Origin of the sequence: Roseibium limicola, from assembly GCF_017313085.1 — a bacterium.
Taxonomy (GTDB): domain Bacteria; phylum Pseudomonadota; class Alphaproteobacteria; order Rhizobiales; family Stappiaceae; genus Roseibium; species Roseibium limicola.
The window spans coordinates 223,922-236,378 of sequence record NZ_JAFLNF010000004.1 but is presented as its reverse complement, the minus strand read 5'-3'; the positions used below and the strand labels follow the sequence as shown (position 1 = coordinate 236,378).

General features: G+C 57.4%; 13 protein-coding genes and 1 riboswitch. Of the genes, 6 read left to right on the top strand and 7 right to left on the bottom strand.

What is annotated here, in order from left to right:
• Positions 1–119 precede the first annotated feature (119 nt).
• From J0X15_RS10980 to J0X15_RS10960, 5 genes are all read left to right on the top strand, one after another.
• The gene (locus tag J0X15_RS10980; RefSeq protein ID WP_206940612.1) at positions 120–1,157 is read left to right on the top strand and encodes a LacI family DNA-binding transcriptional regulator; all 1,038 of its coding nucleotides are present in this window, start codon (positions 120–122) and stop codon (positions 1,155–1,157) included.
• A gap of 168 nt (positions 1,158–1,325) precedes the next feature.
• Positions 1,326–1,793, top strand: a complete 468-nt coding sequence (locus tag J0X15_RS10975; RefSeq protein ID WP_206940610.1) for an Rrf2 family transcriptional regulator — start codon at positions 1,326–1,328, stop codon at positions 1,791–1,793.
• Positions 1,794–2,237: 444 nt separating this feature from the next.
• Positions 2,238–2,438 (top strand): hemin uptake protein HemP, encoded by a 201-nt coding sequence (gene hemP, locus J0X15_RS10970; protein ID WP_206940608.1) that lies wholly within the window; start codon positions 2,238–2,240, stop codon positions 2,436–2,438.
• 207 nt (positions 2,439–2,645) lie between these two features.
• The gene (locus J0X15_RS10965) at positions 2,646–4,040 is read left to right on the top strand and encodes an L-serine ammonia-lyase (RefSeq protein WP_206940606.1); all 1,395 of its coding nucleotides are present in this window, start codon (positions 2,646–2,648) and stop codon (positions 4,038–4,040) included.
• Positions 4,041–4,058: 18 nt separating this feature from the next.
• Positions 4,059–4,466 carry an MAPEG family protein gene (locus J0X15_RS10960; RefSeq protein ID WP_206940604.1) on the top strand — a complete coding sequence of 136 codons (408 nt, stop codon included), beginning with the start codon at positions 4,059–4,061 and terminating at the stop codon, positions 4,464–4,466.
• Between the two features lie 19 nt (positions 4,467–4,485).
• Here J0X15_RS10960 and J0X15_RS10955 read toward each other — a convergent pair whose 3' ends face one another.
• From J0X15_RS10955 to J0X15_RS10945, 3 genes are all read right to left on the bottom strand, one after another.
• The gene (locus tag J0X15_RS10955; protein WP_206940602.1) at positions 4,486–5,103 is read right to left on the bottom strand and encodes a GntR family transcriptional regulator; all 618 of its coding nucleotides are present in this window, start codon (positions 5,101–5,103) and stop codon (positions 4,486–4,488) included.
• A 103-nt stretch (positions 5,104–5,206) separates the two neighbouring features.
• Positions 5,207–6,277, bottom strand: coding sequence for an anhydro-N-acetylmuramic acid kinase (locus J0X15_RS10950; protein WP_206940599.1), 1,071 nt, complete (start codon positions 6,275–6,277; stop codon positions 5,207–5,209).
• Between the two features lies 1 nt (position 6,278).
• Positions 6,279–7,631 (bottom strand): aspartate aminotransferase family protein, encoded by a 1,353-nt coding sequence (locus tag J0X15_RS10945; protein ID WP_206940598.1) that lies wholly within the window; start codon positions 7,629–7,631, stop codon positions 6,279–6,281.
• Between J0X15_RS10945 and J0X15_RS10940 the strand changes: the two genes are divergently transcribed.
• Positions 7,630–7,911 (top strand): hypothetical protein, encoded by a 282-nt coding sequence (locus J0X15_RS10940; protein WP_206940596.1) that lies wholly within the window; start codon positions 7,630–7,632, stop codon positions 7,909–7,911. The genes J0X15_RS10945 and J0X15_RS10940 overlap by 2 nt on opposite strands.
• 15 nt (positions 7,912–7,926) lie before the next feature.
• On the opposite strand, the gene nrdF is transcribed toward J0X15_RS10940, so the two are convergent.
• Genes nrdF through nrdH form a run of 4 tightly spaced genes read right to left on the bottom strand, consistent with a single transcriptional unit; the run spans position 7,927 to position 11,672 of the window.
• Positions 7,927–8,904, bottom strand: a complete 978-nt coding sequence (nrdF, locus tag J0X15_RS10935) for a class 1b ribonucleoside-diphosphate reductase subunit beta (RefSeq protein WP_206940593.1) — start codon at positions 8,902–8,904, stop codon at positions 7,927–7,929.
• Between the two features lie 8 nt (positions 8,905–8,912).
• Positions 8,913–11,060 carry a class 1b ribonucleoside-diphosphate reductase subunit alpha gene (gene nrdE / locus J0X15_RS10930; RefSeq protein ID WP_206940591.1) on the bottom strand — a complete coding sequence of 716 codons (2,148 nt, stop codon included), beginning with the start codon at positions 11,058–11,060 and terminating at the stop codon, positions 8,913–8,915.
• Positions 11,042–11,446: a class Ib ribonucleoside-diphosphate reductase assembly flavoprotein NrdI gene (nrdI, locus tag J0X15_RS10925; protein WP_206940589.1), complete on the bottom strand. Its 405-nt coding sequence runs from the start codon at positions 11,444–11,446 to the stop codon at positions 11,042–11,044. Before nrdI ends, nrdE begins: the two co-directional genes overlap by 19 nt.
• A 4-nt stretch (positions 11,447–11,450) precedes the next feature.
• Complete coding sequence (nrdH, locus tag J0X15_RS10920) at positions 11,451–11,672, bottom strand: glutaredoxin-like protein NrdH (protein ID WP_206940587.1); 222 nt, start codon at positions 11,670–11,672, stop codon at positions 11,451–11,453.
• A 113-nt stretch (positions 11,673–11,785) separates the two neighbouring features.
• Positions 11,786–12,040, bottom strand: a riboswitch (cobalamin riboswitch).
• Between the last annotated feature and the right edge of the window lie 417 nt (positions 12,041–12,457).

Below are 12,457 nucleotides of genomic sequence, written 5' to 3'. Positions count from 1 at the left end.
TCGAGCAGGATCTCGCTGCCTCACGGCTCCCAGCTCCCCAGGCTACCCAACGCCTTCTGGGTTCGGGATGACGTCTCGGCTTTCCTGGCTATACTCCCGGATCTGCCACGAGGACGAAAATGCGCCGAATCACCATTCACGATGTTGCCGCCAAGGCCGGGGTCAGCCTTGCAACCGTCGACCGGGTCTTGAACAACCGTCCGGGTGTGCGCCAGATAACAATCGAGAAGGTTCAAGCTGCGGTTCGGACCTTGAACTACATTCCGGATGTGCATGCTGCCAATCTGGCGAAGCGCCGAACCTACCGCCTGAAGTTTCTGCTGCCCAACAGCTCCAACGGCTTCATGCAGGATCTGGTGCGTGAGGTGGAGGATCGCGCCGCCGCACTGACCCAGGAACGCATCCTGATCGAGATTATCCCGATCGACGCCTTTGACGCCCACGCAGTCACCGGCACGCTCGCCATTCTTGACAAGTCGTCTTGCGATGGGGTCGCCGTTGTTGCACCAGCTTTTCCCGAGGTGCGCGCAGCTGTCGACCGGTTGCAGGAGCGCGGCGTGCATGTGGTCACGCTGATCTCCGACCACCCCGCCTCGGCCCGCCAGCACTTCATCGGCATCAACAATGATGCAGCCGGCCGCGTTGCAGGTCGCCTGCTAGGACGCTTCCTCACGGGACATCGGGGCAAGGTCGCCTTCTTGGCCGGGTCGCTGGGACTGCGGGATCATGCCGAGCGTTATGCCGGATGCACCCGCATTCTGCGTGAGGAGTTCCCCGACCTGACGCTTTTGCCTGTTCAGGAGGGGCGTGACGATTCCACCCGCAATGCCGCAATGCTGAAGCAGCTATTGAACGATCACCCAGATCTGATCGGGCTCTACAACATGGGTGCGGGCAACCAGGGGCTTATCGATGGTTTGCAGGAGGTGGCTGAGGTCAGGCCAATCGCTTTCGTTGCCCATGAGCTGACGTCCCAGACCCGACAGGCATTGGAAACCGGCATCATCGACGCCGTCATCGCTCAGGATCCGGGTCACGAAGTCCGCAGCGCGATCCGTGTGCTGAAATCCTTGTGCGATGGAGCTCCAATTGTTGAAGGACAGGAGCGTATTCGCATCGACATCTTCCTGAAGGACAACCTGCCTGACCTAGGCTGACCCCTGCGAAAGTCCGCGCCAACTCTCCAAAGGGGACCTGAAACGACGCAACTTTAGAATTTTTTTAAACAAGGATTTTCAGGGAGTTGAGCCAAACTCGTTAAAAGTCGAGGTTTGAACTCAAATATTATCGTTGACGGATATGGAACGAGATCGCATATCTAACCTATGCGCCTGACACAACAAACCAATTATGCGGTTCGCGCGCTGATGTACTGTGCTGCGAACCCCGAGCGTCCAAGCAAGGTGGCTGACATCGCCGCCAGCTTCGACATGTCCGAAACCCATCTCTTCAAGATCATGAAGGTTCTGGTCGACTCGAACCTGATCCGAACGATCCGTGGACGAAACGGTGGTGTCATGCTGGCACGTCCGGCTGAATCCATCACGGTCGGTGAAGTGGTTCGTGCAGCGGAAGAAAGCTTCCTGCTGGCGGAATGCTTCGATTCGGGAAAGACCGACTGCCCGCTGATCATGTCCTGCGGCTTCAACGGCCTGCTGCATGAAGCACTTGAAGCCTTCCTGGATGTTCTTGATACCAAGACAATCGGTGACCTCTCCGAAGATCGCCAGGGAATGCGCAGCCTGCTGAAGATCGATCTGATCCCGCAAAAGCCCGTCGCCCGCGCCAGCTGACTCTGGACGCCCGGTCGTTTGAGGTGACCCGCCCCGTCAGGCGCGGTGGGTGCAGCGCGAACTCTCGCGCGCTTATCCAGCCTCATTTCAGACCCGGACTTGAACAAAAAAACCCGCCTCAGTGAGGCGGGTTTTTTCTTGTTCGGTCACCAGAACAAGGAGCTACAGGACGCGATTGAGCCCCCGTTCGGTTTCGATGGCAGGCTGGTTTATCTGGCTGGCTCACCGTTGAGGGAGAGGAGAGGACGGTTGGCTTGCCGGACAAACTAGCGTGTTGCCAGACCTGAATTGAAACGAACCAGAAGGACGCGATTCCCAGCCGTTTCAAATCAGGCATTGCCTTGATACTTAAACTTGAGTATTTGTGTCAAGAAATTTTCTTGAGTATTTGGCTCAAGTTTTTAAAAGCTCTAAATCTGGCCGCTCAGCGAGGAAGAACCGCCGATGCATTCCACCAAGGTCCGTCGTGACAAACTGTCGATCTCCGGTCTCAGCCGTCCGCAACCCAGCTATCAGGACAGCCATGACCTCGTCCTCGATACCAAGGCTCTGTTCAAGGGACAGCGGGAACTGAAAATCCAACACAACTCCGAGGTCTATCGATTGTCGATCACCAAACTCGGCAAACTTATCCTGACCAAATAACACCTCCCTCCTCAGTCCAGGACGCACCTGCAAACCTTCAGGCTGCGCCAACCGGTCCGCACCGTAGCCAGGCAGCCTATAGTCCCAGCTTGCGATTTCGAGCGAATATCCAGACAGCTCCGGGAAATCGGGGTGACGGAAGAGCGAATTAACGGCATGATGATCTGATAATCAGAGCACGCTCACACCGTCACAGGCTTTTGGTCCATGTTCATCAGCGTCTTCGACATCTTCAAAATTGGCATTGGGCCTTCCAGCTCGCATACGGTTGGCCCGATGGTGGCCGTCACACGCTACCTTGATCGCCTGAGAAACATGCCGGGGCTCGACCAGCTGCAAACTCCTAGACTTCGCGTGACCCTGCATGGCTCCCTTGCCTTTACCGGCAAGGGCCATGCCACGGATCACGCGGTCTGCCTCGGGCTGATGGGCGCCTCGCCTGCCACGCTCGATCCGGATCAAGTGCCGGGCATGCTGGAACGCCTTGCTGCGGACAAGATCTTACAGCCGGAGGGGCTTCCTTCCCTTGCCTTCGATCCCGCCCATGACGTGGTCTTCGACTACGGCCCGCCTTTGGCAATCCATGCCAATGGCATGACCTGCGAGCTGCTGGATTCTGAGGGCAAGGTCATCGACGAGATGGTCTATTTCTCCATCGGCGGCGGCTTCGTTGTAACAGAAGCCGAACATCGCAAGACCCGTAATGCGGTGGATGACCTGGCCGACCAGCCCGTGCCCTATCCCTTTGCCTCGGCGGCCGAGATGCTGACCATGGGCAAGACCAGCGGCTTGTCAATCGCCGACATGAAGCTGGCCAATGAGAGTGCCGCAACCTCCAAAGAGGAGGTTCTTGGGGGCATCGACAAGGTCTGGGGGGCGATGGATGCCTGTATCAACCGCGGTATTTCCTCCTCCGGCACCCTGCCTGGCGGGCTGAAGGTCAAGCGCCGTGCCGCTGACATCTATCAACAGCTTTTGAGCGAAGGCCGGTCAAAACCTCCGTTCGAGCACACCGTGATGGACTGGCTTGGTGTCTATGCCATGGCCGTCAATGAAGAAAATGCTGCCGGCGGCCGGGTGGTCACCGCCCCGACGAATGGAGCTGCAGGGGTCATTCCCGCCGTCACCCGATATTATCTCGACCATTGCCCCAATGCTTCCAACGAGGGGATACGCACCTTTCTACTGACAGCCTCTGCCATCGGAGGGATCATCAAGGCCAATGCCTCGATCTCCGGTGCAGAAGTGGGCTGTCAGGGTGAAGTTGGCTCCGCCTCGGCCATGGCAGCGGCCGGTCTCTGCGCCGCCCTTGGTGGCAGCAATGAGCAGGTGGAAAATGCAGCAGAGATTGCACTTGAGCATCATCTGGGCATGACCTGCGATCCGATTGCCGGACTGGTTCAGGTTCCCTGTATCGAGCGCAACGCGGTTGGTGCCGTCAAGGCGGTCACGGCCTGCTCTCTGGCCCTGCGCGGCGATGGCTCGCATTTCGTTCCGCTGGACGGCTGCATCGAAACCATGCGCCAGACCGGGCTCGACATGTCCGACCAGTACAAGGAAACCTCACAAGGTGGTCTTGCCGTCAACATCGTCGCGTGTTGACCGGTAGAGGACACAGGCATGGATCTGATCGTCACCCCGATTTACACCGCCCTGCTGGCTCTGCTTTTCATCGTGTTGAGCATTCGGGTCATCCTGCTTCGACGGGACCTTTGGATCAGTCTCGGTGACAAGGGCAACCCGCAGCTTTTGCGCCGTCAGCGGGTTCACGGCAATTTCGCGGAATATGTGCCGTTCGCACTGCTGCTCATGGTCGGTGCGGAACTGATGTTAACGCCGAAGTGGATCATCCACGCCCTAGGCGTTGCGCTTCTGCTGGGCCGATTGGCACATGCCTATGGTGTCAGCCGCGAACCGGAATCGCTTTTCCTGCGCAGCGTCGGGATGGTGCTCACCTTCATTGTACTCTTCGCAGGGGCACTCACGTGTCTGGTGCAATCTTACCGGATGGCGGGATTCGCCGGCTGAGACACCTCGTCCTGCACACCTAGATCTGTTGAAGCCGGGTCTTGTGAGCTGCCCCGATATGCCGGCGTGCGGCGGCTTCGGCCCGATCGCTGTCGCCCGCTTCGATCGCATCGACAATCGCGGCATGCTCCTCGACTGCAGTTTCCCGACGTTCAGGAGTGTCCAGCGTGGTCCCGGCCATGAGGATCAACGACAAACGCAGGTGCTCAATCTGGTCGACCAGATAACGGTTATGCGATGCCAGACAAAGCCGACGGTGGAACTCGCGGTTGGACCTGACGAGCTCTTCCTTGTCGGTGATGCGCTGACGATCCGCGGCCACCAGATCCTGCAGGATCTCGATCTCCGGCTCGGAGGCATGTTTGGCAGCCAGTGCGGCGGCGGTTCCTTCCAGAACCTCACGCATGAAATAGACTTCATTGACCTGCGAATGGTCCAGGGTAGGGATGACCATGCCACGGTTGGGCTCGTGGACGGCAAGCCCCTGCGCTTCCAGCCGCTTGAGGCCTTCGCGAATGGGCGTTCGCGACACGCTGAATTCCTTGGCCAGATCCGCTTCCCGCAGACGATCCCCAGGCTTCAGCACACGTTCTTCGATCAGGCTGATCAGCCTGCGGTAGATTTCAGATCCGTTCATGGTTCAAGGTCATAGCTGATTTTTGCCAGCTTGGCAGCTCTGCATATTCCCACACCTTGAAACCAACCGTTGCAATGCGGTGAGATGGGGCAAAAAGCCGACTTTAACGCCGAGCAGTAAACAGACGCCCCCCAACAACAGGACGCTGCGCACCGGTCGTTTCCGGATAGCTGGTGGGCAATCCGGCCAGCAACCGGGCGCCGAGGAACGCCATTGCCTGCGCTTCCAGCGCGTCCCCATCAAAACCATGTTGCTCAACCGGTACGACGCTGCCCTGCATCTTTTCGGCGAGCACCTTCATCAAAGTCTCGTTATGACGTCCACCGCCACAGACAAGCCAGGCAACAGGCGGCGCCGGACAGAACGTCTCAGACTGTGCAATCGCAGCCGCCGTGAACTCAACCAGAGTCGCCGCTCCATCCTCCAGCGCCGTGCCGGGGTTGAGTTTGGTGTTTGAAAAACTGTTTCGATCGAGTGACTTGGGGCCAGGCCGCGCAAAAAACGGATTTGCCAGTGCTGCAGACACCCAATCTGCATCGGTGGAGCCCTTGGCAGAGATTTGTCCGGATGGATCGAAGTCTCCGGCCTGATGGGACCGAACCCAGTCGTCGAGCAACGCATTTCCCGGACCGATATCGAAGGCCAGGACGGATGAGCCATCGATGTAGGTTAGATTAGAGACACCGCCGATGTTCAGGAAACACAGCGGCTGGGGAAGTTCGTTGGCGAGTGCCTGATGATAGACAGGCACTAGAGGAGCCCCCTCGCCGCCTTCCAGCATGTCCGCAAGGCGCAAGTCGCCGACAACATCTATGCCGAGCGTATCCGCCAGATCCTGAGACCTGCCCAGTTGCACGGTCTCGCCGGCCTTCGGGTCATGCCAGACGGTCTGACCATGAAACACTGCCAACTCGGGTTCCAGGTCATGCGCGTCCACAAACTGGCGGATGGCCGCCGCATGATCGCGGGTGACCAGCCGGGACACCTCGGGCCAGCTGCTGCGATCGGAGGGCCCCGTCTCGATCGCGGAGAGAACGGCTGCCCGAGTTTCATAGGAATAGGGCAGTGTCGCAGATGGACCAAAACGGACGACCGTGCGGCCATCCGTTTCAAGTTCTGCCAGATCAATACCATCAGCGGATGTGCCGCTGATGGTTCCGATGACTGAAGTCAACTCAGAGCCCCTTGGCAACCTCGTTGATACCGGCTTCGGCGATATCGAACATGTCGTTGACCTGTGTCTCGCTCATGATCAACGGCGGACAGAAAGCCATTGTGTCGCCCAGTGCACGGGAGATCAGACCCTTTTCGAGATAGGAGGCATTGACCTTGCCGCCGAGAACGCCCGGGGTGTCCTTGACGCTTTCATGCGCCAGTTCGACGGCCCCGATAAGGCCGATGCCGCGAGCTTCAATGACCAGTGGATGCTCCTGCAGGCTGTTCAGGCGCTTCAGGAATGTCGGACTGATGTCGCGAACATGACCGACGAGATCGCGTTCCTCGATGATCTTCAGGTTTTCCAGCGCAACAGCTGCGGCGACCGGGTGCCCGGACGCGGTGTAGCCATGGCCGAAGGTGCCGATCTTGTTGCTTTCATCCGCGACCGGGCCGTAGACCTTCTCGTTAACGAGAAGCGCGGAAATCGGCAGATAGGACGACGACAGCTGCTTGGACAGGGTCATGATGTCCGGCTGCAGGTTGTAGGTCTCTGTGCCGAACATGTTGCCAGTCCTGCCAAAGCCGCAGATCACTTCATCGGCAACGAACAGAATATCGTACTTCTTCAGGATCGGCTGGATCTGCTCCCAATAACCTTCCGGCGGCAGAACGACACCACCGGCCCCGATGACCGGCTCGCCGAAGAAGGCAGCAATCGTGTCCGGGCCTTCAGCCAGGATCAGATCTTCAAGCTCCGTTGCACAGCGCTTGGCGAAGTCGACTTCCGTCTCTCCGTCCTTCTTCATGGTGCGGTAATGCGGGCTGGAGGTATGCAGAATGTTGGCGATCGGCAGATCGAAGGAACGGTGATTGTTCACCAGACCAGTCAGGCTGGCGGAGGCAATCGTAACGCCGTGATAGCCACGAACACGCGAGATGATCTTCTTCTTGTCCGGCTTGCCCATGGCATTGGAGCGATACCAGATCAGCTTGATCGCCGTGTCATTGGCTTCCGAACCGGAGTTGGTGAAATACGCCTTCGACATCGGAACCGGCGCCATGTTCACCAGCTTTTCGGCCAGCTCAACGGACGGACCGTGGGTCCGGTGGGCAAAGGTGTGGTAGTAGGGCAGCTTTTCCATCTGGCGAGCGGCAGCTTCAACCAGACGCTTTTCGCCGAAGCCTACCGCAACGCTCCAGAGGCCAGCCATAGCCTCGATGTAGCGCTTTCCGGAGTTATCCTCGACGTAGATCCCCTCTCCCTTTTCAATCACCAACGGGCCCATTTCCTCATGCTTGCGGGCATCGGTGTACGAATGAAGTTGAAAGGCGACGTCCCGGGCTTCGAGAGAGTTGGGAATCTGATTCATGACATCCTCTGGATTTATTGTTCTTCGCGTCACTGCCGGGGCAGCTGGTTCCGTGTCACCACTCTGGAGATGCGGCATCCGGGTTTTAAAAATCAGCGCAACCCCTCAGGGCATGGTGCGGTTGCGCCTGCAACTTGCGACATTACGCATCCTCCTGGCCCTTTTCACCTTTATTTTCTGGATCCACAGACCGCTTGCCTGCGCCAATGCGATAGATCGTCCTTTTGCGACGAATATCAAAAAAGGCCCGAGGAATTCCTCGAGCCTTTTGAATATCTAACATGTTGGCGTTTAATCAAAAATCCCAATCATCATCTTCGGTCGCGACGGCTTTGCCAATCACGTATGAGGAACCGGATCCGGAGAAAAAGTCGTGATTCTCGTCGGCGTTTGGAGACAGGGCTGCGAGAATCGCCGGGTTCACCTGACAAGCCTCATCCGGGAACAAGGCTTCGTAGCCCAGGTTCATCAGCGCCTTGTTGGCGTTGTAATGGAGGAAGTGCTTCACGTCCTCGGTCAGGCCAACCTCATCGTAAAGGCTTTCGGTGTAGTGGCACTCGATCTCGTAGAGATCGAACATCAAACCAAAGGCGAAATCCTTCAGCTCCTGGCGTTCAGCTTCGCTCAGGGCTTCCTGCGCGCGCTGGAACTTGTAGCCGATGTAATAGCCATGCACCGCTTCATCGCGAATGATCAGGCGGATCAAATCAGCGGTGTTGGTCAGCTTGGCACGGCTGGACCAATGCATCGGCAGATAGAAGCCGGAGTAGAACAGGAAGCTTTCCAGGAACACGCTGGCGATCTTCTTCTTCAGCGGTGATGAAGTCGCGTTGTATTCCTGCAGGATGAGACGCGACTTGGCCTGGAGGTTCGGATCCTCCGACGACCAGCGGAACGCTTCATCCACATCAGCCGTCTGACACAGCGTCGAGAACACGGAAGAATAAGAGCGCGCATGCACCGCTTCCATGAAGGCAATGTTGGTCAACACGGCTTCTTCATGCGGCGTGATTGCATCCGGCATCAGGGCAGGTGCCCCGACGGTGTTCTGGATGGTGTCGAGCAGGGTCAGACCGGTGAAGACACGGATCGTCAACTGCTGTTCCTGCGCGGTCAGCGTCGCCCAGCTCTGGATGTCGTTCGACAGCGGAACTTTTTCCGGCAGCCAGAAGTTGGCCGTCAGTCGGTTCCAGATTTCCAGATCCTTGTCGTCCTGCAGGCGGTTCCAGTTGACCGCGCGCGGCACGGCAGTGATTGGTTGATGAATGGTCATGTCAGGCCTCACAGCGAGCAGGATACGCAGCCCTGCACTTCGGTCCCCTCAAGGGCCATCTGGCGCAGACGAATGTAATAGATGGTCTTGATGCCCTTCTTCCAGGCATAGATCTGCGCCTTGTTCAGGTCACGGGTGGTGGCCGTGTCCTTGAAGAAGAGGGTCAACGACAGGCCTTGGTCGACATGCTGGGTGGCCGCCGCATAGGTGTCGATGATCTTCTCCGGGCCGATCTCGTAGGCATCCTGATAGTACTCAAGATTGTCGTTCGACATGTAGGCAGCCGGATAATAGACGCGGCCCAGCTTGCCCTCCTTGCGGATCTCGATCTTGGAGACGATCGGGTGGATCGAAGACGTCGAATTGTTGATGTAGCTGATTGAGCCCGTCGGCGGAACCGCCTGCAAATTACGGTTATACAAACCGCTTTGCATGACGTCTTTCTTCAGCGCTTCCCAGTCTTCGCGAGACGGGATGGCAATGCCGAACTTTTCAAACAGCGCCTTTACGGTTTCAGTCGCTGGCGCCCAATCGGTCTCGGTGTATTTGTCAAAATAGGTGCCGTCGGCATATTTCGACTTTTCGAAGCCCTTGAAGCTCTCGCCACGTTCGCGCGCAATCAGGTTGGATGCGCGAACGGCATGATAGGTCACCGTGTAGAAGTAGAGATTGGTGAAATCGACACCTTCTTCAGAACCATAGTGAATGCGTTCACGGGCCAAAAAGCCGTGCAGATTCATCTGGCCCAGTCCGATGGCGTGGCTTTCATCGTTGCCCCGCCGCACGGATGGAACACTGTCGATGGCGCTCTGTGTGGAGACGGAGGTCAACGCCCGCACGGCCGTTTCAACGGTGGAGCCGATGTTGCCGCCGTCCATCGTCTTGGCAATGTTCAGCGAGCCAAGGTTACAGGAGATATCGGTGCCGAGATGCTCATATGACAGATCGTCCTTGAACTCGGACGCTTCGTTGACCTGCAGGATTTCCGAACACAGATTGGACATGTTGATCCGGCCTTCGACCGGATTGGCCCGGTTGGCTGTGTCTTCGAACAGGATATAGGGATAGCCGCTCTCGAACTGGATCTCCGCAATGATCTGGAAGAACGTACGCGCCTTGATCTTCTTCTTGGCGATCCGGCTGTCGTCCACCATCTCGTGGTATTTTTCAGAGACGGAAATCTCCGAGAACGGAACGCCGTAGACCTTCTGCACGTCATGTGGCGAGAACAGGTACATGTCCTCGTTCTTCTTCGCCAATTCGAAGGTCACGTCCGGGATGACGACGCCCAGAGACAGTGTCTTGATGCGGATCTTCTCGTCAGCGTTTTCACGCTTGGTGTCGAGGAACTTCAGAATGTCCGGGTGGTGAGCATTCAGATAGACCGCGCCAGCCCCCTGACGCGCGCCCAGCTGGTTGGCGTAGGAGAAGCTGTCTTCAAGCAGCTTCATCACCGGAATGACACCGGACGACTGGTTCTCGATCCCCTTGATCGGAGCGCCGGCCTCACGAAGGTTGGACAGCAGCAAGGCAACACCGCCGCCGCGCTTGGACAGCTGCAAGGCGGAATTGATGGAGCGTCCGATGGACTCCATGTTGTCTTCGATGCGCAGAAGAAAACAGGAAATCAGCTCACCGCGCTGCTTTTTGCCGGCGTTGAGGAACGTCGGCGTTGCTGGCTGAAAGCGACCTGCGATGATCTCATCCATCAGCTGCATGGCAACGTCTTCATTGCCTTCGGCCAGGGCCAGAGCCACCAGCACGACACGGTCTTCAAACCGCTCCAGGTAGCGCTTACCGTCGAAGGTTTTCAGCGTGTAGCTGGTGTAATATTTGAAAGCGCCCAGGAACGTCGGGAAGCGAAACTTGCGCGCATAGGCGGCTGCAAAGATCTGCTGGATGAACGCCGGATCATACTGCTCCAGAACGTCCTGCTCATAGTAGCCTTCGCGCACCAGATAGCCGAGCTTCTCCTCCAGCGAATGAAAGAAAACCGTGTTCTGGTTCACATGCTGCAGGAAATACTGACGAGCGGCCTCACGGTCGGCGTCGAAACGAATCTGCCCCTTCTCATCGTAGAGGTTCAGCATCGCATTGAGCGCGTGATAATCGTAGGTCGCCGCGCCTGCGGGCCGGTTTAGGACTGCCGTTTCCAAAATTCTTTCATCCCGTGTTGGATGCGGTCGACATCTGTGTCTGTGCCCGCCATTTCAAAGCGGTAGAGCACCGGCACCTGGCATTTGGAGGCGATCACCTTCCCTGCCCATGCATAATACTGACCGAAGTTCCTGTTTCCCGAGGCGATCACGCCCCGCAGTTGAGCCCGGTTGTCCGCATCATTCAGAAAACGGATAACCTGCTTGTGGACAGCACCCCGGCCTTCCCCATCCGAATAGCTTGGCGTCACCAACACAAAAGGCTCTTCAACCTTCAGCATTGGCTCACTCGCCTTGATCGGGATGCGATGGGCCGGGAGAGCGAGCCGTTCCACGAGACGATGGGTATTGCCGGACGCGCTGGAAAAATAGACAAGCACGCCCAAGGCTTCAGCTGAGCATGCTGATCTTGTCCGGACGGAAGCCGGACCAATGCTCTTCACCAGCGATGACGACGGGGGCCTGACGGTAGCCAAGATCCTGTACCTGCTGCATTGCGTCGTCGTCTTCTGTCAGATCGACGACATCAAACAGGATACCACGTTGCTGGAGGGCGCGCGTGGTTGCTGTACATTGGACGCAAGCAGGCTTGGAATAAACGGTGACGGCCATGAGATTTATTATTCCCCGAAGATCAGTTGCCGGTTTTCAATAGAGTGGACGGGGAAGACCAACGGACAGGCTGGCGTGCAAACACCATTCTGCGCCGCATAGGCCCTCCGCCCATTGACGTTTTGTTCAAGGCAGGTCTCCTGGCTCTCGGCATGGCACATCCAGCCACCTTCCCAAAACCGCCTGAGCACATCAGTTGGTTTCAGTGGCACATCAGGCCAAACGCTTGCCGACTACAGTTGCGGGGGCAGCGCCGGAATAAACATGCGGTCATCAGTGTGAAACCAACGACGCGTAACGGACCGGCTTCCCTCTTAGCTCCCAGAGCCTATTTGCGACTCTCGAGAACCTTGAACACTACATAGGGTATGCCAGCCAGCGCATGAGTCAACAGATGGGGCGTGTCTCGCTTGTGAAGGAATCATTTACCAAACGCCTTATCCCCGGTTTCCCTGCAATTCGGCAGGGTAAAAAAAACCTGCGGGGACGGAGCCATTTTCCGTCAAGTTTTAATTTGCTTTTTCGACCACAACAGGATGTGGCGCTCAAGACAATCGACAGCAACACGGCGTTGCAGAAAGCGTCATTGTGAACGCTACGTAAGCTTGTTGAGCCAGAGGACCTGAGGACGACTTTCTGCCCGCCGACATCCGCAAACGCTGCACTTCAGAAACACCGGCAAAACGACAATGGCGGCTGATCGCCGCGTCGGCCATCAAGTGTTGGCATTGCAGAATCAAACGCACAGCCGCCAATCGCACAGGCCTGCATCAGGCGCGAGTCGT